We start from the raw sequence: 20,010 nt of genomic DNA, 5'->3' as shown, positions 1-20,010 counted from the left end.
CCACGGTCTCAGCTTTCGTAGGTGATCTGCACCCGAGCCGCCGCCTGACGTGCCCGCTCGCGGGCCTCCTCCACGGTGTTCACGGAGGCCAGAGCAACGCCCATGCGACGATGCTTGCGGGTCGTCGGTTTGCCGAACAGGCGGACTTCCACGTCAGCATCCTCGGAAGCGAGCGCCAGCGCTTCCCGCAGCCCCTGAATCGAGAAACGTTCCGCCTCCCGGTCCGCCAGGATCACGGCCGATGCGGTGGGGCCGTTGAGGCGAACCGGCGGGACCGGCAGCCCCAGGACGGCGCGGGCATGGAGATCGAATTCGGAGAGGTTCTGGGACAGAAGGGTGACGAGGCCGGTGTCATGCGGGCGGGGTGAGAGTTCCGAGAAGATCACCTCGTCGCGGGTGACGAAAAACTCGACACCGAAGATCCCGTAACCCCCGAGGTTATCGACAACCTTGCGGGCCATCTCCTGGGCATCGGCGAGCAGCTTGTCGGTCATCGGCGTCGGCTGCCAGGATTCCTGATAATCCCCCCGCTCCTGCCGGTGCCCGATTGGCTCGCAGAAGGACACGCCCTCGCGGGAGCGGATCGTCAGCAGGGTGATCTCGTACTCGATCGCAACGAACTCTTCGACGATCACCTTCTTGCGGTCGCCCCGCATGTTGGCCACGGCATCGTTCCAGGCCTGCTCCAGCTGATCGGCCGTCCGCACGGTGCTCTGACCTTTGCCTGAGGAGGACATGACCGGCTTGATAACGCAGGGCAGGCCTGTGTGCTCGGCCCCCGCCCTCACCTCTTCCAGGCTCTCCGCATATCTGTACTTCGAGGTGCGCAGCCCAAGCTCGGTGGCGGCAAGCTCGCGGATCCGGTCCCGATTCATGGTCAGCGAGGCCGCGCGGGCTGAGGGCACGACCGTAAAGCCCTTATCCTCGAATTCCTGCAGCACCTCGGTGCGGATCGCCTCGATCTCCGGCACGATGAAGTCAGGATTATGCTTCTCGATAGCCTGCCGCAGGGCATCCGCATCCAGCATGGAGAAAACTTCGGCTTCGTCCGAGACCTGCATGGCCGGTGCATTGGCATAGCTGTCGCATGCCACCACATGGCATCCGTACCGTTTCGCCGAAATGACGAACTCCTTGCCGAGTTCGCCGGATCCGAGGAGGAGAATTTTGGCAGTGAACACAGGATTGCCTTTCGGGTTCTGGGCCGCGACGACACTGAATGCCCCAGCGGCTCGATATGGTCGAGTCTGCCCTGGCAGAAAAGGGCAATAGCGCACGCAAACTGCACGCCCGGCCGGTAAGCGCCCTTCCTGAAAAAGCTTTGTTCCTGGCCATTTTCCCGGGTTCGCCATGGATCCGGTTCCGTTCAGCGGCGTTCAAGAGCATCGAGGGGATTTCAGCCTCGCTTGCGCTCAGTGCAGCCCTGCCGTCTCAACCATGCATTACGCAAACCTGAGTGTCGTGAGTTAAGGGTCTGCCCAGGAGAAGCCCGATGCTAGCCAAGAAGAAATCTTCGGAAACTCATAACCGCCGTGTGACCCGCGTTGACCCTCCTGCCCTTGAGGAAGCGATTGCGGCTGCCCAGGGCCTGACGGACGATGTCGAGAGCCAGATCGAGATCGCCGCGCAGCTCATGGGAATGTCCGAGGACGAGGTCAGACCCGAGGTCATGAAGGCTGTCGTTCCGGCTCCGGTCCGTCGACCCATGCGCTTGGCAGGCCCCTTCTCCATGCCGGAACGCAACGAGGGACCGAAAGTCGTGGTGGTCGAACGAAAGCGCCCTCGCCTCGTCATGCCGCGATAAGCCTGTTATCCTGTTCTCCCGCCCGATGGCGCTGGCCTGATCGGCTGGCGCCTTTGCGTTTTCTAACTGTCCTCCTGCGTGCGGGATTGCCCGAACATGGTCAAAGGTATCGTCCTCGCCTTCCTCGCCTTCGCGGTCTTCGCCTGGGGCGATGCCATCGTGAAGGCGATCGGCCATGGCCTCGATCCATTCGAGGTGACCTTCTTCGGCTATCTTATCCCGCTGATCCTTTCCCCCGTCTTCATGAGAACCGGCGACAGCTTGCTCGACATGGTGCGCTGGAACAGGCCCTGGCTCATGGGGCTCAGGGTCTTCCTGATCGCCGCCACCACGCCGCTCAGCGTTATGGCGTTCCGGAGCCTGCCCTTTGCGGAAGCCTTCGCGCTCCTGTTCCTCATGCCGAGCCTGGTGACCGTTCTTTCCATCTTCATCCTGACGGAACACGTCCGCTGGCGGCGCGGTCTTGCCGTCTGCGCCGCCTTCATCGGTGTGCTGGTCATCGTGCGTCCCGGCTTCAAGGAACTGTTGCCTGGTCATTTTGCAGCTCTCGCGGCTGCTTTGTGCGCGGCCGGAGGGGTTATCACCGGCCGCATGATCGGGCACACGGAGAAACGGTTCACCCTGATCAGCACGGTGTTCCTGGCGACAACCCTCCTGGCCGGCGTGCTGATGATCCCGGGCTTCGCGTGGCCCACAGGGTACCAGTGGATCCTGCTCCTGGCCTTTGCCGCCACGGCCTTCGTCGCGCAGGCTCTGTTCATTGTAGCGACCATGTATGCGCCGGCCGACCGCCTGGGGGCGGCCCAATACAGCCAGATCCTCTGGGCTCTTGCGATCGGAGCCCTCTTCTTCGACGAGTGGCCTGACGCTTTGGCCCTGTTCGGCATCGTCATCGTGGTGGCAGCCGGCCTGTTCATCTTTGCCCGCGAGCAGACGCTCAAGCGCGGCCGGCCGGAGGCAGCCCCGCTGCCCGAAACCGTACCTCCGGCGCCGGCGGCGACATCCACGCCGCGCTGAAGCCGTCATCACAGAGGTGCGACTTCTGCCGCACCCGCGTTCACTCGCCTGCCCCGTGCCCTATGTCCCTGAACGGCAACCAATAAGGCTTGGTCCTCAGCCAATGGCCAGACAGGCAGGGTGGGTTTCGTGACAGGCGCCTATATCAACCGGATCGGCACGGCTGTGCCTGAGCATGATGTTCATCAGACCTTTATCGGTTTTGTCGACAACCTCTTGCCCGAGCGAAAGGACAAGCTTCTGTTCAGGCGGATGGTGCAGCGCTCCGGCATCGAGCATCGCTTTTCAACACTAACACCCAGTGAGAATCTGGACATCGCAGCCGATCAGGAAGGGTTCTTCCAACCGGGGCAGTTTGCCGGGACGGCGGCCCGGATGAGCCGCTTCGAGACCCATGCCGTTGACCTTGCCGAGAAGGCAGTTGAGGCCCTCGAGTTGGGCGAGGAGCTCTCCTCACTGACCCATCTCGTTGTGGCATCCTGCACGGGCTTCACCGCTCCGGGGCTCGATCAGCAGCTGATGGAACGCCTCGGCCTCAATCCTTCCATTGAACGCACCATGGTCGGGTTCATGGGCTGTGCGGCGGCCGTCAACGCGTTGAAGCTGGCGCACCACATTGTCCGGTCGGAGCCCTCGGCGAAGGTGCTGGTCGTCAATCTGGAACTCTGCACGCTTCATCTTCAGGAAACCTCCGACCTTGAGGTGATCCTAGGGGCTCTGCTGTTCGGGGACGGATGCGCCGCGAGCCTCGTGTCCGCCGAGCCGCGGGGCATTGCCCTCAAGGATTTCCGCGTCGCGACCATTCCGGACACGGGGGATCTCATCACGTGGCGCATCGGCGATGCCGGCTTTCAGATGAGCCTGTCCGGCGAGGTCCCGCAGCAGATCGCAAAAGCGCTTCGGCATGAGGCGACCCGCAACGACGATGGCGGCATCCTGCGTGGCCAGCACAAGGACGACTTCGACCTCTGGGCCGTTCATGCGGGCGGCCGTACGATTCTCGATGCGGTCGAGCAAGGCCTTGAGCTTGCCCCGGAGGCCCTGCGCTGGTCCCGGGGTGTCCTCCGGGATTTCGGCAACATGTCGTCCGCCACCCTGATGTTTGTGCTCGACCGCATGATGCAGCAGGCGCCACCGGATTCGAAGGGCTTCGGCATGGCCTTCGGGCCTGGGCTGGTCGCCGAAACCTTCCGGTTCGATATCGCAGGATAAGGATGCCATGGGCCGGAGCTTCGCCGAGCGCAGCCATGAGACGGAGTTGATGGACACCGAAGCCGTCAGTTTCGAGGATTACCGCGACTGCCTCAAGGACCTCGCCACGGTCAATGCCTTGACTCTGACCCACGGCCCAGTCCTCACATGGCTCGACCGCGCCACTCGCAATCTGGCACCGAACGAGCGTGCGACGGTTCTTGATGTGGGCTACGGCTATGGCGATCTCCTGCGCAGGGTCCATGACTGGAGCCGCCGCAAGGGCCGCCTGGTCGATCTGGTCGGGATCGACCTCAATCCCATGAGCGAGCCGATTGCGAAAGCTGCGACACCGTCCGATGTCTCCATCGATTTCCGGACCGGGAACGTCTTCGACTACACGCCCGAGCGGCCCGTCGATTTCGTCATCAGCTCACAGACGACGCATCATATGTCGAACGAGGAGCTTGCAACCTTCATCCGCTGGATGGAACAGGTGGCGGCACGCGGCTGGTATATTGCCGACCTTCATCGCCATCCTGTGCCGTTTCACGTCTTCGGCGCCCTTGCACGCGTCGCGCGCTGGCATCGCTTCGTTCAGCATGACGGTCCTGTCTCCATAGCCCGCAGCTTTCGGAAAGCGGATTGGAAAAAGATCCTGCATGCGGCGGGTGTTGCGCCCGAAGCGGCGGAAATCCGCTGGCATGTTCCGTTCCGCCTCTGCGTCAGCAGGCTGAAATGAACCAGCACCGCACAGAGAAGATCGTGATTGTCGGAGGAGGACTTGCAGGCGCCTCGGCCGCCTGCGTCCTGGGCAGGGAAGGACACTCGGCGCTTCTCCTTGAGCGCGATCGGGAACCGCGTAATAAAGTCTGCGGCGAGTTCCTCAGTGTCGAGGCTCAAACCTATCTTGCCGGTCTCGGCATCGATCTCGACGACCTGGGCGCGAGCCGCATTTCACGTCTTGGGCTGTATCATCGCGGGATGCAGGCGGAAGCGAAGTTGCCCTTCCTGGCCCGTGGCCTCTCCCGCAAGGTTCTGGACGAGGCGCTTCTGCAAAAGGCCATATTGCACGGTGCTCGGATCATGCGGGGCGTAAGCGTGCGATCCGTCACCACAGAAGAAACAGCCAGTTGGATCGACGCGGGTTCGTTTGGCGGCATTCAAGCCGAAACGCTCTTCCTGGCCAGCGGCAAGCATGGCGTCAGGGGCATCAAAAGGCCGGCTTCAGGATCGATCAACGACCTCATCGGGTTTAAGATGCACTACCGGCTGTCGGCGGAGCAGCGAACTTCCCTTGACGGCGCGATTGAAGTCATCCTGTTCGAAGACGGCTATGCGGGGCTGCAACTGATCGAGGATGGCATTGCTAATCTCTGCCTAGTCGTAGCCCAGGAACGTTTCGAGCGGGCCGGCAAGAGCTGGGACAGCCTTGTCGAGCAGATCACCGGCGAATGCCACATCCTGGCAGATCGACTGGAGGACGCACTCGCGGCCTTCGACAAGCCCCTGTCGATTTTTCAAGTTCCCTATGGTTTCGTGCATCAGCCCGAGACGACCGGGCCGCAGGGACTCTTTCGTCTCGGGGATCAGATGGGAGTCATCCCCTCTTTCACCGGTGAGGGCATGTCGATGGCGCTTCACAGCGGTTATCTTGCGGCCAGGATATTTCTTCGACATGGCCGCACCAGCAGCCAGTACCATCGCAAGATGGCATCTGACATCCAGCGACAGGTTCAGCTCGCCTTCCTGCTCAACAAGGCTGCGCGCTTCGGGCCGGGGCAGGCGGCGCTCTTTCACCTCTGCCGCACATGGCCCTCTCTCATGCGGCAGGTTGCGACCTTCACCCGAATCCGGGAGGGTTCCATGCAGGGAGCCCTGGCACTGGTATGATCGTGCCGCGGGAGGTTCAAACATCCGCCGCCGTCGCGGAGCATTACGACGAGCTGGACCCGTTCTACCGCGAGATCTGGGGCGAGCATGTCCATCACGGCCTCTGGGCCAGCGGCGAGGAAACCCCGGACCAAGCGGTCGAAGCCCTTCTTGCCCGTCTCGCCGGCAAGCTGAATCTTCATCCTGGCCAGCATATCTGCGATGTCGGCTGCGGCTATGGCGCAACGGCGGAATGGCTCGCCCGTCACTATGATGTCCGCGTGACGGGCGTCACAATCTCGTCCGCGCAGCTTCGGCAGGCCCAGGCCCGGAGCGCCGCGTCGCCTCTGCTGCACTTCAGCCAGCAGGATTGGCTCGAGAATACATTCGAGAATGAGACCTTCGATCATGTGATCGCTATCGAGAGTTCCGAGCACATGCCGGACAAGCAGCGGTTCTTCGACGAGGCTTTTCGCACCATTCGTCCCGGCGGGCGCTTCGCCGTCTGTGCGTGGCTGGCCCGAAATGACGCACGCCCGTGGGAGGAACGCTACCTGCTGGAGCCGATCTGCCGTGAAGGGCGTCTGCCGGGCATGGGGAGCGAAGCGGAGTATCGCGCATGGGCCAGCAAAGCCGGCTTCGTGGTGGAGGGGGTGGAAGATCTCAGCAACAAGGTCCGGCGCACCTGGGCGCTCTGCACGGGACGGGTTGCAAGGAAGCTCCTGACCCATCCGCAATACAGGCGCTACCTGCTGAATGCTCGCGCCAAGAACCGCGTCTTCGCCCTGAGCGTTCCGCGCATCTGGATGGCCTATCTGACTGGCTCGATGCGCTACGGTGTTCTGACGGCGCACAAACCAGGATAGCTCTCAAACATCTCTCAAATCAGGCTGAACGAGCCAGCAATTCCGCCGTATCTGACGCACCCATGGCGCTCGCCAGCGCCTCGGCCGTGAGCCCGCCGGCATCTTGCGCCTGAACATCCGCGCCCCGCGCCAGCAGCATCTCGACGATCTCTACCCGGTTGAACATGGCCGCCACCATGAGCGGAGTCTTGCCGCCGTCGGCCCGGCCGTTCACGTCGGCACCTCCGTCGAGGAGGCACTCCACCGATGCCACATCGCCTTTGAAGGCGGCCCCCGCGAGGGGCGTCTGCCCACGATCGTTGGAGAGTTCAGGATCGGCGCCATGCTGCAGCAGAACCCGCACGGCCTCGGCGTGCCCGTGATAGCTCGCCAGCATCAGGAGCGAGTCGCCCTTCTCGTTGCGAAGGTTTGGCGGCAGGCCCATGCCGAGTAGGTCGCCCAGCTCGTGCACCTGACCTGCCCGCGCATGCTGGAAAACACGTTGAGCGAAGGCGATGGTCTCCTCGTCGAGTTCCGGAGATGGCTTCTGCGGCTCATCGGTCATCGCGGTCTCCCCTATTCGATGGATGCGTTTGTCGAAACGGCGGTGAGGCATTGAGCGAGAAGGTCAAGCGCTTCAGAACCGTTGACGCCGAGTGCTACCTGCACAGGGCTTCCATCCGGGCTGATTGTGAGCGCTCCAGCCATCTCCCCACTTCCGGTGTCAACACTCAGACGAAGCTCCTCGATGCGGAAGAGTTCAGGCGCAATGGCGTACAGCATTACGCATGGATCGTGGAGCGGACGGCTTTCCCGGTTCGTTGCCGCCTCGAAATAAGATTCGATGAGGCTGCCCACCATGACAGCCATCGGCTTTCCGTCCGCTGCCAGTGTCTGGACGAACTCGCGGGTGGCGCGCACGCGTCGGGTAACGTCGAGAGGAACGAGCACAAGGGACAGTCCTGATGCAACGGCAACCGCCGCTGCGTCGGGATCGGCCCACAGATTGAACTCGGAACGCGGCCCGACATTGCCGTGTTCATGGATTGCCCCACCCATGGCGATGATCCGGCCAATGCGCCTAGCTGCCTCGGGCCGCTCCACGATCAGACGAGCTAGGTTGGTCAGCGGCCCGAGGGCGAGCACATCGACCATGCCTGCCGGCTGCTCCATCAGGAAATCCGCCAGCCATTCCACCGCATGCCGGCTCTCAGGAAGACGCGCGGGCTCAGGCAGGGCAACACCGCCGATGCCGTCTTCGCCATGCAGGTTCAGCGGCTCCGGTCCGACCCGCGACAGAGGCGCGGCTGCCCCTCGAAATACCGGAATATCTTCCCGATTTGCGAATGCGAGAAGGCGGCCGGCGTTCCGCATCGTGGTTTCGATGCCGATGTTGCCCGCCACGGTCGTGATCCCGGCGATGGAGAAGCCGGGCGAAGCGAGCGCCAGGAGAATACCGATGGCATCGTCGATGCCGGGATCGGTATCGATGACGGTCAGGCGGGGTTTTGCGAGGGTCATGATCGGGGTAGAAACCTTCCAGGTCCGTGTCGTTTCTTATCCGACAGCAGACCGCTTTTGACCATAGCCACAGGTGCGCCGTGACCCATTCCGCTTCGCTTCCCGACGACCTTCTGGTGAATGCCGCGGATGAGGTGAAGATCCGTCAGGACCTCGTACTGGTCGCCCTCGGCAAGCGGCCGGCGGACAGGCTCCTGCGCGTCGGACGGCTGCTCGATGTTCATACCCGCACCTGGCTAGATGATCAGGAGATCGCGATCCGCGGTCGGCGCATTGCCTGGACCGGACCTGCTGGCAAGTTTCCGGGAACAACGCTCGCGCGGGAGGACCGCTCGAAACTTGCTGCCGTTCCGGGTTTCGGTGAGGTGCACAAGCACATCGAGAGTTCGCACATCACGCCGGAACACGAGGCAGCGCTGGTCCTCCCGCGCGGCAACACCTGGACATGCGAGGCAAGCCATGAATTCTCGAATGTCGATGGTCCGCACAATCTGGAATTCTGGCTGACGGCGCGCCGGCATGGCTCGCCGATGAAGATTTTCCTGCTTCCCGGCTCGGCGGTGCCGCCCACGGCCTATGAATGGGGTGGCGGATATTACGACTACGACGACCAGACGAGATTCCTGAAGCAGAGCCTGATGGTAGCGGGTCTCGACGAGGTCATGGACTGGCCTGCCGTCTGGAATCCTGAGAACCCGTCACACAAGAGGCTCTGGGGCATGATCCAGGCTACGTTCGAGCTGCGCGGCGTGGTTGAAGGCCACGGCGCCGGTCTGCGAGACCTCAACTCCATCAACGCCTTTGCGGCGGCGGGCCTCGCATCCGATCATGAAGGTTGGACCGCCGAGGAGGTGTGGGACAAGCTGCGCCACGGCATCTTCATCGAGATCCGGCCGCATTCCATGCCGGAGATCATCCAGGGCCTGCTCCAGCGTGGCCTGTCCGACTGGTCTCAGGTGGCCTTTGCCACCGATGACCGCAGCGCCTCGGATACGCTGAAGATGGGAGCAACCGACTACAATGTGCGCCTCGCCATCCAGTCCGGCCTCTCGCCGGAGATCGCGGTTCAGTGCGTGACCATCAATCCTGCGCGCCATATGCGTCTGACACCCTGGGTCGGCAGCATCGCGCCGGGGCGCTTCGCCGATCTCGTGCTGCTCGACGACGTCGAAACCGTCTCAATCGCCGAAGTCTGGGCTGATGGACACCCTGTCTCCAAGGTCACGGAATATCTCGGCGCCCTGCCCCATATCGACTGGCCGGATTGGGCCTCGAAGACCGTCAACATCAAGCGCAGGATTGAAGCCAAAGATTTCGCCATTGATGCAGAACCCGGCCGCAGCACAATGCAGGCTGCCTTGCTTCGCCCTTTCCACTGGCACGACGACTTCATCACCATGGAGCTTCCCGTCACGCATGGCGAGGTCCAGCGCGATCCAGCTCGGAACGTCACCAAGTTTGCCATCGTGGACCGCTTCTCGGGCAAGGGACAGATCTCCCGCATGTTCTGGCTCGGCTGCGGACCGAAGACGCCCGACACGGCGGTCGGCTGCACGGTCGCGCATGACAAGCACAATCTTTGGATCGTGGGCTCGTCCGATGAAGCCATGGCGATGGTGGCCAATCGTGTCGCGGAGATCGGCGGCGGATGGGTTCTCGTCAGCGGCGGCAAGGTTCTTGCGGAGGTGCGCTACGAAATCGGTGGGCTGATGACTCAGCGCTCGGCTGAAGAGCTCGATGTCGATATGCAGAAGCTCTATGCGGAAGCCGAAGCAATCGATTGGCTCTACGAGCCGACTTTCTCGCCGCGTTGGTATCCGGGTTTTCCGGAGCGGCTGCAATTTGCCACGCTCACCTGCGCTCCCTGGCGCTGGGTCCTGGTCGCGCCTTGCGAGGCCGCTCCCCAAGGTTTCATCAATGTGGCGACCGGGCAGACCCACCCGGTCGTCTGGTGAGGCTCAACCGGCGGCGTCGATCCGGGCCATCTCGGCCTTGAACTCCGTTGCAATCTGCCCCGCGTCCCGCAGGATCTTCTTGCGCTCCAGGCTTTCAACGTTGCGGCCGCGCATGATCCAGCGGCCGCCGACCATCACGTCCTGCACGTCCACGGGCATCGCGGAGAACACGAGGGTCGCGTAAATGTCGTAGACGGGCTGCAGCCGGGGCGCGGACAGGTCGATGCGGATGAGGTCGGCCTGCTTGCCGGGTTCGAGCGAGCCGATCCGGCTGTCGAGGCCGAGCACCTGCGCGCCTTCCAGCGTTGCCATGCGGATCACCTGCGCGGCCGGCATGGGCTTGCGGCTGTGACCCAGCAGCTTCTGGAACATGGAGACCGGCCCGAACTGGCTGAACAGGTCCAGCGTATTGCCGCTCATCGGTCCGTCGGTGGCGATGCCCACCTTGATGCCTGCTGCCCGCATGGCCTCAATGGGAGCAATCCCGCGCCCGGCCTTGGCGTTGGACCGGGCGTTGTGGGCGACGCGCACATCCGCTTTGGCCAAACGTTCGATTTCGAACGGGTCGATGTGCAGGCAATGAGCGGCGATCAGGCCCGGGAGCAACAGCCCCGCCTTTTCAACGACAGCGACCGGCCGCAACCCATGGTTCTTGCGGCACCATTCCATCTCGCTGTCCATCTCAGCGAGATGGAGCTGCACCGGCACCTCGGGATGAGCTTCAGCCCACCGGGCAACGCGGGTCATCACCTCGATATCGGTCGAGTAAGGTGCGTGAGGCGCGATGGAGGCAATGACCCGGTCATGTCCGGAAAACTCGGAGACGAGCTCCTCGACCAGCGCGAAGCCCTCATCAACCGTCTTATGATCCGGCGGGTCGAAGGTCGCCAGCGTCTGCCCCACGACGCCGCGCAAGCCAGCCTGATCGAGAGCCCGCCCGACCTCCGTCTCGTAGTAGTACATGTCGGCGATGGTGGTGACGCCTGCCTCGATGGATTCGAGTGCACCGAGGAGCGTGCCCACCCGCACCATCTCGGGCGTGACGAACTTGCGCTCCATCGGCAGCACATAGCGGAACAGCCTGTCGTCCACGTCCTCGCCGAGACCGCGGAACAGTGTCATGGCCAGATGAGCATGGGGGTTGACCATGCCGGGCATGATCACGTCGCCTTCTGCATCGATGACCTCCGCACCGTCTACCTGCGGCGGCTCGCCGGCGCCAAGCGCCCGGATCGTGCTGCCCTCGATATGGATCCACCCGCCTTCCATGACGCTCATGGTCTCGTCGATGGGGAGCAGGCAGGCGTTCCTGATGAGGACCGATGCCATCACTGGGCTCCGTCGGCGGAAAGGATAGTGCATTGCTCCGGCATCGGAACGAGCTTTACGCTGGCTCGGGCCTCCAGAGGTGTCGTGAGGCTGCCATTGGCGACGAGATGGCCAGCCTCAGTCACGCACTGGTACTGATAGGCGCGGCCGAGATAGGTCCGCAGGCCCAGCTGGGCCGGAAGGCCCTCGGCTGCGGGATCGGTGGATACCACCAGGCCATCGGGTCTGGTCGCCAGCAGGAAGCTGTCGGGGATAGCACCATAGGAGGCTTGCGACAGCCGCAGGGTCATTCCGGCTGTCTCGGCGGTGGCTACATCACCATCACGCGCCACCACCTTGAACGGGATGATGTTCTCGAACCCGACGAAGCGGGCCACGAAGGTGTTGGCGGGGCGCCGATAGAGAACTTCCGGCCGGTCGAACTGCATGAGGCGCCCGGCATTCATGATGGCGACACGGTCGGAGATCGAGAAGGCCTCCTCCTGATCATGGGTGACATAGACCGAGGTGGTGCCGTTGGACCGCTGCAGCTGGCGGATCTCCACCCGCATATCGACCCGGAGCTTGGCATCGAGGTTCGAGAGAGGCTCGTCGAACATCAGCAGCGGCGGCTCGATTACGAGGGCTCGCGCCAAGGCCACGCGCTGCTTCTGCCCACCCGAGAGCGCACCGGGCGCACGATCCGCCAAAGCTGCAAGGCCCACACGCTCCAGCATGGCCATGGCCCGTTTGCGGCGCTCCGTCGATCCGATGCCGCGCTGCTTGAGCCCGAAGGCAACGTTGTCGAGCACGGAGAGATGCGGAAACAGGGCATAGTTCTGGAAGACGAGACCGATATCCCGCTTGTGGGGCGGCAGGCGCGTGAGGTCGCGGCCTCCAAGCTGGATCAAGCCGGTGGTCGGCGAGAGGAAGCCCGCAATCAGGCGCAGGGTCGTGGTCTTGCCGCAGCCGCTGGCCCCGAGAAGCGAGACGAGTTCACCGGCCTGCACCGAGAGTGAGAGGTCCTCGAGGACCTTGGTCGTTCCGTAATGGGCGGAGATGGCGTGGAGATCGAGGGGCTGTGTCACGGAAAACTACTTCGCAAGAAAGGTGAGACCGAGAGTTCGCTCCACCACAGCCATCACGGCCACGGTGAGGAACATCAGAAGCACGGAGACTGACGCGACCGTCGGGTCGAAGAATTGCTCGACGTGCGCGAGGATCTGAATCGGCAGGGTGCTGATCCCCGGACCTGTCAGGAAGAGCGACACCGATACGTCGTTGAGCGAGGTGATGAAGGCGAGAATGAAGGCGGCGATCACCCCTGCCCTCACGTTCGGCAGCACGATGGTGAAGAAGGTCTTGATCGGCGCACTCCCCAGGCTGATCGCCGCCTCCTCGATGGAGAAATCGAAGGACGCAAGGCTCGCGCTGATCACGCGGACTACGTAAGGGAGGACGAGGAGCGTGTGTCCGATGAGAAGAGCTGCGAAGATCGGCACTCCCGTGCCGACGGTCAGCGACTTCAGCAGCGCAAAGCCGAAGACGATCTCCGGTACGAGGATCGGCAGCACGAACAATGTCCCTAGCCATTTCGGGAGTTCGACCCGGAAGCGGTTAAGGGCATACGCGGCCGGGATGCCGATCAGGAGCGCGAGAAGCGTCCCCATAAAGGCAATCTGCAGGCTCGTCACGATGGTCCGCCGGAAAGCGCTGATCTCGAAGATATTCTCAAACCAGCGCAGGGACAGCCCCTGCGGCGGAAAGGTGAGATAGGTGGTGTCGCTGAGCGCCGCGCCGACCACGATGACCAGCGGCAGCATGAGGAACAGATAGACCAGCGCCGCGACGCCGATCAGGATGGGATGAGGTCTGTCGGACATCATGTGGCCATGGGATTGATACGGCGGGCGATGTTGCTCATCGCGAGGACGATGGTGATGGTGATCACCGTCATGATGGCCGCAATGGTCGAGGCCCCGACCCAATCGAAGGACACCATGGCACGCTGGTGAAGCAGCGTGGCGAGTACCGTCTGGCGCTCGCCGCCGAGCAGCTGCGGCGTGGCATAGGCCGTGAAGCTGCCGGTGAAGACGAGTACGGCGCCCACGATCAGGCCAGGGACCGCGAGGGGCAGCAGCACCTGCCAGAAGGTGGCAAGCGGTGAAGCTCCGAGCGACGAGGAGGCCTGCAGCACATCCTTGGGGATGTTCTCAAGCACACCGACGAGCGAGAGCACCATCAGCGGTACGAAGAGATAGACCATGCCGATGATGACGGCCCCCTGCGTGTAGAGCATCTCAAGCGGCTCGTTGACGATGCCGAGCCCCAGCAGGGTCTGGTTCAGAATGCCGTTACGGCCCAGGATGATGAGCCAGGCGAAGGCGCGAACCACGACACCGGTCAGAAGCGGGAACACGGCTGCAACGATGAGCAGGCTCTTCAGCTTTCCCGGTGCGCGGGAGACCACATAGGCGGTCATGAAGCCGAAGATCAGCGAGATGATCGTGGTGATGGCTGCGATCTGGAGCGTCCGGAACAGGACAGTCGTGCGGAATCCGCTATTGAAATAGGAAATGTAGGGGGCAAAGACCCCGCGAGGATCCATGAAGGTGCCGGCGATCACGGCTCCGATGGGAATGAGCAGGAAGCCAATGATGGCGAGCGTGGCGGGCGCGGAGAGCGCCCACCCGGTTGCGCCGTTGCGGCGCCAGAAACGTCTTGAGGTCATGATCGCTGGATTACTTCCCGAAGACCTCGCTCCAGGCATCGATCCAGTCGTTCTTCGCCGCATTGAGCTTTTCGTAATCAAGGCGCTTGAGGGACGAGATCATCTTCTGCCCATAGGTCCAGCGGGCTGCCTCTTCCGGCTTCAGCTGCACGGCGGTTGCAACGGGAGCGTCCACTCCGCGCTCGGCCAGAATCTGCTGAATCTTGGGGTCGAGGATGAAATTGATGAACTGGTGGGCAAGTTCGGGGTTCGCCGCGCCCTTGGCGATGTTCACCGTGTTGAGGGTCGCATAGTCCCCCTCCTTCAGCTCTGCCCAGCGGACCGTCGGCACGGCCGCCTGGATCTGAGCCAGGGTGAAATCCTGCGCCATGGCGACGGAAATCTCGCCGGTCGAGAAGAGGTTCACCAACTCGGAGCCGGTGTTGTAGTTCTTCACCACGTTGGGCTTCAGCTGCTCGATTGCCTTGAAAGCCGCCTTCTCGTCCTTGTAGGGATCGACGCCTGCCTTGCTGGCAGCAACCAGAACGGTCATCGGACCGGCTGTGGTGGTGATGCCTGGCAGAGACACACGACGCTTCAGGTCTTCCCGCCACAGGTCGTTCCAGGAGGTGATCGGTGTGCTCACCTTGGCGCTGTCGTAGATGATGCCGACGCGGCCGATGGTGTAGGCCGGGCCGAACTGGCCCTGAGGAGCCCGGGCTAGTTCGTAGATGCCGTTGAGGTTGGGGAGCTTGGAGCGGTCGACCGGCTGGAACAGGCCTTCCTGAATGCCGAGCTGGGAGAAGCTGTCGGTGAGATAGACCACGTCAACGCCGCTTCCGCCGCGGATCTTGATCTTGTTGAGGCGGTCAGCATTGTTGCCGGTCTCGAAGACCAGATCACAGCCGCATTGGGCGCGGAACGGCTTCAGGACGATCTCCTCCAGCTTGTCGCCATTGAAGCCCCACCAGGAGATCGTCAGGGTCTTATTCTGAGCCATGGCCGGCGCTGAGGACAGAGCTGCCAGAAGAAAGGCCGTGCTTACAAGCGGTTTGTACCAACGCCTTACCATCTCAGGATCTCCGAAGTTTCAATGTTTCGCTGCCGACGAGGTCGTCACCCGGTCAAGGTGCCCTAGGCATTAACACAACCATGGCCATGGAAAAGCCCTTCCCCTCACGGGTATTGCTCACGTTACAGCCAATCTGCTCAAAAAGCTCGCAAATCAGAAGGCAGGCGTCCATCCGCCAGCAGCTGTACGCATCAGGCGCGGTGTCCGCAGCACGCCGACGACCCGCTCTAGCCATTGCGGGTCGATGGCTGCGAGCTTTTCCCGCCAAGCATCCGTCTGAAGCATCGCTGCGCCGATGGCGACAGGTCTGACTCCACATGAGGCGAGGAGCTCCAGTGCGGCGGCTATTGATCGTCCACTGCTGATCACATCATCCACCAGGAGAACCCGCCTGTTCTCGAGCAAGGGCAGCATGCGCGGATCGAAATAGAGCCGCTTGGGCTTGTCCGGGCTGGTAATCGAGGTCATGGGAACCGAAAGATCCTCCCGGTACCAGAACTTGCGCGAGGTCCCGAGGGGAACATAGCGGCTGTGCCCCAGCTTCTTGGCCGTGCCGCTCGCCAGGGTGAGTCCTAAGGTCGGAAGCCCGACCACCACCTCTGGAGCGAACGAGCGGACCTTCTCGGCGAGGCTGGCGCACAGCGCGTCCTCCACGGCAAAGCCGGCTTGGTTGATAATGAGCGATGCCAGAGCATGCTCACCATCCGCCAGCTCCCGGATTGGCAGTCGCAGCTTACGTCCATCATCGAATTCGGCTGGATAGAAGCCGCGATGCTCCCCAGCCGCCTGCCGGTCGAAGGTCGATGGCGGGTGGATCTCCTGCCAGAAATCGTGGGGCTGCATCGCTCGTTCCTGTCTCTTCGACGCGCGAAGGATGATTGTGGGCTGTCCTCTGCCGGGTTATCGATCGATTCGAGCCCGCATATCCAGGACGACACCACGATGCTCCTTCAGGACCTCATCCAGGCGGACCTACCATTCCTGCGGAGCCTCCGCCAGGATCTTCATGCCCATCCGGAACTGGGTTTCGAAGAGGAGCGGACGAGCGGGATTGTCGCCTCCCTGCTGGAAGACGCGGGCCTTCAAGTGCATCGGGGGCTCGGCAAGACAGGTGTCATTGGCACCCTGCAGGTCGGCAACGGCACGCGTAGCATCGGCCTTCGTGCCGATATGGACGCACTGGCAATGCCCGAGCAGGTGGAGCGTCCATACAAATCGAAGTTTCCCGGCAAGATGCACGCCTGCGGCCATGACGGGCACACGACGCTCCTCCTCGGAGCGGCCCGTTACCTCGCCAGCACCCGCAACTTTTCCGGCACTGTGCATTTCATCTTCCAGCCAGCAGAGGAAGGCCGGGGCGGCGCGAAGAAGATGGTGGAGGATGGACTCTTCCGCCTCTTTCCCTGCGACGCGGTTTATGGCCTGCACAACATGCCAGGACTAGCGGTGAACGAGATGGCCGTCACCGCTGGCCCGCAGCTTGCATCATCGGACAGCTGGTTCGTGACCTTCAAGGGCATCGGCACCCATGGGGCAAAGCCTCATCTCGGCAAGGATCCGATCACGGCGAGCGGCCACTTCCTTGCTGCTTTGCAGACCATCGTTGGGCGCGTCGTCAATCCGTTGCAGCCTGCGGTGGTGAGTGCCTGCTCAGTCCAGGCCGGTGATCCACGAGCGCTGAACGTCATTCCTGATCTGGTCGAGATCGGCGGCACGGCGCGAGCCTATTCCGCCGAGGTGCGCAACCAACTCGAAGCTGAGATCGGGCGCCTCGCCAGGGGCACTGCCGCGATGTTCGGCATCGATGTTTCGTATGAATTCCGCAGGCGCATCCCGCCCGTGATCAACCATGCCGATGCCACGGCCCGAGCCTTGAGGGCAGCGCAAGCCGTCTGCGGCTCAAACGTCGTAACGAACTTCGAGCCCTCTACCGCGGGCGATGACTTTGCTTTCTTCAGCGAGGCTTCTCCCGGCGCCTATGTGTGGCTTGGGAACGGCCCCGCCGTCGACGGAGCGCTCCACCACAACACGGCCTATGACTTCAACGACGAGGCTATCCCAACCGGCGTTGCCTTCTGGGCAGCCCTCATCGAGCAGGAGCTTGCGGCCTAGCGCCTCTTGGCGCGGTATTGCTCCATCTCACCAGCATCGGCGTCAGACCGCCGCCGCCGGTTCTTTCTTTGCTTCTGCGGAGCTTTGCCTCTGTCCCGTCGCGCCTTGTCCTCGGGCTTCCGGCGCTGCGAAACGGAAGTCGACACAAGCTTCTCCTCGATCTTGGCGTTGAGGCTGGCGCGCAGATCGACGACTGCCTCCACATCCTGGAAGACATTCGGATAGCGTTGGGCGAGCCAAAGCCAGGAGGTGGCGATCTTCACCCGGGCCTCCAGCTTGAGGAGATCCGTGTTGACGCCGAAATCAGGCGCCTGCACACGCCCGTCGCGGGCATGCTGCCGAGCCCAGTCGACGAGCAGTTCCACGGCCAATTGCTCGCGTCCATCGACCGGTGCCATGGAATAGGACAACCGGTGGAGGATCGGCATATCGACCGTGTCGAGAAGCGTTGCCAGCTCGATCATCTCATCCATGTCGGCCATGCGCAGATCCGGATGACCGGCCACGAGGGTGTCGTAAAGATGCCGGAGCACGTGGCCTAGACGGTCGGTCTGCAGCACCTCGCTCGCCGAGAGCACCGTCTCCTGGTTCGGGCGCACATAGGCCTTGCCCCGCAGCTTGCCGGCATCGCCCGTCAGCGCGTTGCCGATGATCTTCTCCACCTGGGCGTAGCCGCCGACATCGGGTAGAGCCGTCACGAGGCCCTCGTCGTGGTGGCCGAAGCGCCCTGCCCGGCCGGCGATCTGCTTGATCTCCATGGCGGTGAGCTGGCGGTCGCGGACGCCGTCGAACTTGCGCAAGGTGGAGAAAACAACACGCCGAAGCGGCCCGATATTCAATCCCATGCCGATGGCATCGGTTGCCACCAGAATTTCGGCCTCGCCATTGCGGAAGCGTGCGGCCTCGGCCCGGCGAACCTCGGGACCGAGCGCACCATAGACGGTCGCCACCGTGCGCCCGGACTGCACGAGGCGCGTGCGCAGGTCGTGTACATCGCGGCGGGTGAAGGCCACGACGGCATCGCCTCGCATAAGCTTGTTGAGATTGGCCGGCACACCCTCCACGCGCAGCCTGCCCTTGCGCTTGAGGATCTTCACCTCCAGGGGTTCGCCGGTCATGGCGAGCAGGTGCTCGACGAGAGGGATCGCCTCCGGCGCACCCGTCAGCACAACGAGTTTCGCGGGGGCTCCAATCATTGCCTGTGTCCAGGCCCAGCCGCGGCTCGGGTCTCCCAGCATCTGCACTTCGTCGATCACGCACACATCAACAACGCGATGCAGATCGAGCGTCTCAATGGTTCGGGCGATATGCGTCGCGCCTTCCGGCAGCACCCGCTCCTCGCCCGTTACCATGCCGGCGGGTAGGCCCTCTTCGCTCATACGCTCGAAGTGCTCGAGCGCCAGGAGGCGCAGGGGCGAAAGGATTTCGGCGGTCTCCGCCTCGCGAGCGAGCTTCAGCGCCTCATAGGTTTTGCCTGAGTTGGTCGGCCCGGCCAAGAACAGGAAGCGGCGATTGAGGGAGCGGGCGACCGGGAAGATCGCCGCATAGCGCTCGTAGCCGGAAGCCTCTCGGATCTGCGCCTCGCGCAGGTGCCGGAGCCTCCGGGCAGCCGCCTTCGAGCGGTAATCGTCCAGCTTCTGGCGCAGCTTGCGCGCCGCACCGGCAGGACCGCCCTTGTCGGACGCATGAACCCGGTCGAGCTTATCGAGAGCGGCACGAATGCCGCCAAGAATGGCCTGCCGCTCGTCGGCATCCTCAAACGCGTCGAGATAGGTTTCGAGCTCGTCACGCCAGCCGGCGAGCTCCTGCTCGCAAGCCTCGAACGTGGCATCCCGCAGCTCGATCAGCCTAGCCTCGAGAGCCTCGGATGCCGCAGCAAGCTCGGTGCGTTCCACGCGGGCCGGTGCCAGTGCCACGGCCGCGACTTCGACAGGCTCGGCGAAGGCGAACTCGATGGCGATCTCGATGGGCTCGCTGTCGGGCATAACCTGCATCGGCTGGCTGAACACCGCCCGATAGCCGGCGAATACGCGCTCGGGCTTCCAGCGGCCGCTCTCGATCCGGCGGATGTCCTCGGCGACATAGATGCCGGTGTTCCTGCGAACAGGCGCAAGGATGCTCTGGCGCCGCCGATGAACTGCATCGTCCGGCGACTGGTCGCTGTCCTTTCGGCGACCATGAGAACGCTGCGCGGATCCACTCTCGTCGCCCTGCCCGCGCCAGGCCGGAACCTGAGCGGCAAGCGGCCCGACGACATCCGGATCGAACAACGGCTCCTCTATGCTGCGTCCGCGCCGCTGCACGGTCCGGTGCTCCGCCACCGGAATCAGCCCGGCCTCGATCCATCGCTCGCATTCGGCTTGGCTGGCGAGCAGGATGCCCGGCAGGTGGTTGAGGCTGACAAGGTTCTTCGATTTCTTGGACATTCAGATTTCCGAAAGGCGGAACGCGCCAACGCGGCTCCTGCCTCTTTCATGGGACAGCCTGTCATCGCAGCTTGCGCCGCGTGCCGGGGTAAACACCAAAGGGCTGCAGATGTTTTCGAGTGTCGCTGTGAAGCGATGATGACCCCGCTGCTCCGGACATTCCTCCGGAGCGGGATT

At 63.1% G+C, this 20,010-nt stretch carries 19 protein-coding genes; 9 read left to right on the top strand and 10 right to left on the bottom strand.

Going from position 1 to position 20,010, the window contains the following annotated elements:
* Nucleotides 1–8 precede the first annotated feature (8 nt).
* Nucleotides 9–1,181, bottom strand: coding sequence for a formate-dependent phosphoribosylglycinamide formyltransferase (gene purT, locus IC232_RS09370; RefSeq protein ID WP_190844650.1), 1,173 nt, complete (start codon nucleotides 1,179–1,181; stop codon nucleotides 9–11).
* 38 nt (nucleotides 1,182–1,219) lie between these two features.
* Between purT and IC232_RS09365 the strand changes: the two genes are divergently transcribed.
* From IC232_RS09365 to IC232_RS09335, 7 genes are all read left to right on the top strand, one after another.
* Complete coding sequence (locus tag IC232_RS09365; RefSeq protein ID WP_190844649.1) at nucleotides 1,220–1,456, top strand: hypothetical protein; 237 nt, start codon at nucleotides 1,220–1,222, stop codon at nucleotides 1,454–1,456.
* Between the two features lie 36 nt (nucleotides 1,457–1,492).
* On the top strand, nucleotides 1,493–1,804 hold the full coding sequence (locus IC232_RS09360; protein ID WP_190844648.1) for a hypothetical protein: 312 nt from the start codon (nucleotides 1,493–1,495) through the stop codon (nucleotides 1,802–1,804).
* Nucleotides 1,805–1,900: 96 nt separating this feature from the next.
* Complete coding sequence (locus IC232_RS09355; RefSeq protein WP_190844647.1) at nucleotides 1,901–2,821, top strand: DMT family transporter; 921 nt, start codon at nucleotides 1,901–1,903, stop codon at nucleotides 2,819–2,821.
* A 129-nt stretch (nucleotides 2,822–2,950) separates the two neighbouring features.
* On the top strand, nucleotides 2,951–4,033 hold the full coding sequence (locus IC232_RS09350) for a type III polyketide synthase (RefSeq protein ID WP_312895132.1): 1,083 nt from the start codon (nucleotides 2,951–2,953) through the stop codon (nucleotides 4,031–4,033).
* A gap of 7 nt (nucleotides 4,034–4,040) precedes the next feature.
* Nucleotides 4,041–4,754 carry a methyltransferase domain-containing protein gene (locus IC232_RS09345; protein WP_210335291.1) on the top strand — a complete coding sequence of 238 codons (714 nt, stop codon included), beginning with the start codon at nucleotides 4,041–4,043 and terminating at the stop codon, nucleotides 4,752–4,754.
* Nucleotides 4,751–5,905 (top strand): NAD(P)/FAD-dependent oxidoreductase, encoded by a 1,155-nt coding sequence (locus IC232_RS09340; RefSeq protein ID WP_190844645.1) that lies wholly within the window; start codon nucleotides 4,751–4,753, stop codon nucleotides 5,903–5,905. Before IC232_RS09345 ends, IC232_RS09340 begins: the two co-directional genes overlap by 4 nt.
* Nucleotides 5,902–6,750 (top strand): SAM-dependent methyltransferase, encoded by an 849-nt coding sequence (locus IC232_RS09335; protein ID WP_190844644.1) that lies wholly within the window; start codon nucleotides 5,902–5,904, stop codon nucleotides 6,748–6,750. The genes IC232_RS09340 and IC232_RS09335 overlap by 4 nt, the downstream gene beginning before the upstream one ends.
* Before the next feature lie 19 nt (nucleotides 6,751–6,769).
* Here IC232_RS09335 and IC232_RS09330 read toward each other — a convergent pair whose 3' ends face one another.
* Nucleotides 6,770–7,294 (bottom strand): ankyrin repeat domain-containing protein, encoded by a 525-nt coding sequence (locus IC232_RS09330; RefSeq protein ID WP_190844643.1) that lies wholly within the window; start codon nucleotides 7,292–7,294, stop codon nucleotides 6,770–6,772.
* 11 nt (nucleotides 7,295–7,305) lie between these two features.
* Nucleotides 7,306–8,250: a nucleoside hydrolase gene (locus IC232_RS09325; RefSeq protein ID WP_190844642.1), complete on the bottom strand. Its 945-nt coding sequence runs from the start codon at nucleotides 8,248–8,250 to the stop codon at nucleotides 7,306–7,308.
* A gap of 80 nt (nucleotides 8,251–8,330) precedes the next feature.
* Here IC232_RS09325 and IC232_RS09320 point away from each other — a divergent pair, with 80 nt between their 5' ends.
* Complete coding sequence (locus IC232_RS09320; protein WP_190844641.1) at nucleotides 8,331–10,205, top strand: adenine deaminase; 1,875 nt, start codon at nucleotides 8,331–8,333, stop codon at nucleotides 10,203–10,205.
* A gap of 3 nt (nucleotides 10,206–10,208) precedes the next feature.
* On the opposite strand, the gene IC232_RS09315 is transcribed toward IC232_RS09320, so the two are convergent.
* The 6 genes from IC232_RS09315 to IC232_RS09290 all read right to left on the bottom strand — a co-directional run bounded on the left by IC232_RS09315 (nucleotide 10,209) and on the right by IC232_RS09290 (nucleotide 16,138).
* Complete coding sequence (locus IC232_RS09315) at nucleotides 10,209–11,534, bottom strand: amidohydrolase family protein (protein ID WP_190844640.1); 1,326 nt, start codon at nucleotides 11,532–11,534, stop codon at nucleotides 10,209–10,211.
* Entirely contained in the window at nucleotides 11,534–12,601 is a 1,068-nt protein-coding gene (locus IC232_RS09310; RefSeq protein WP_190844639.1) for an ABC transporter ATP-binding protein, read from the bottom strand. The genes IC232_RS09315 and IC232_RS09310 overlap by 1 nt, the downstream gene beginning before the upstream one ends.
* 6 nt (nucleotides 12,602–12,607) lie before the next feature.
* Complete coding sequence (locus tag IC232_RS09305; protein ID WP_190844638.1) at nucleotides 12,608–13,399, bottom strand: ABC transporter permease; 792 nt, start codon at nucleotides 13,397–13,399, stop codon at nucleotides 12,608–12,610.
* Nucleotides 13,396–14,244 (bottom strand): ABC transporter permease, encoded by an 849-nt coding sequence (locus IC232_RS09300; RefSeq protein WP_190844637.1) that lies wholly within the window; start codon nucleotides 14,242–14,244, stop codon nucleotides 13,396–13,398. Before IC232_RS09300 ends, IC232_RS09305 begins: the two co-directional genes overlap by 4 nt.
* A gap of 10 nt (nucleotides 14,245–14,254) precedes the next feature.
* Nucleotides 14,255–15,295, bottom strand: coding sequence for a PotD/PotF family extracellular solute-binding protein (locus IC232_RS09295; protein WP_190844636.1), 1,041 nt, complete (start codon nucleotides 15,293–15,295; stop codon nucleotides 14,255–14,257).
* A 153-nt stretch (nucleotides 15,296–15,448) separates the two neighbouring features.
* Nucleotides 15,449–16,138, bottom strand: coding sequence for a phosphoribosyltransferase (locus tag IC232_RS09290; protein ID WP_190844635.1), 690 nt, complete (start codon nucleotides 16,136–16,138; stop codon nucleotides 15,449–15,451).
* A 99-nt stretch (nucleotides 16,139–16,237) separates the two neighbouring features.
* On the opposite strand from IC232_RS09290, the gene IC232_RS09285 reads away from it, so the two are divergent.
* A complete protein-coding gene (locus IC232_RS09285; RefSeq protein WP_190844634.1) occupies nucleotides 16,238–17,407 on the top strand; it encodes a M20 aminoacylase family protein in 1,170 nt (389 codons plus the stop codon).
* Here the strand turns inward: IC232_RS09285 and IC232_RS09280 are convergent.
* On the bottom strand, nucleotides 17,404–19,833 hold the full coding sequence (locus tag IC232_RS09280) for a helicase-related protein (RefSeq protein ID WP_190844633.1): 2,430 nt from the start codon (nucleotides 19,831–19,833) through the stop codon (nucleotides 17,404–17,406). The genes IC232_RS09285 and IC232_RS09280 overlap by 4 nt on opposite strands.
* Between the last annotated feature and the right edge of the window lie 177 nt (nucleotides 19,834–20,010).

This window comes from Microvirga sp., from assembly GCF_014699075.1.
Taxonomy (GTDB): Bacteria; Pseudomonadota; Alphaproteobacteria; order Rhizobiales; family Beijerinckiaceae; genus Microvirga.
This window is presented reverse-complemented; position numbering and strand designations above follow the sequence as displayed.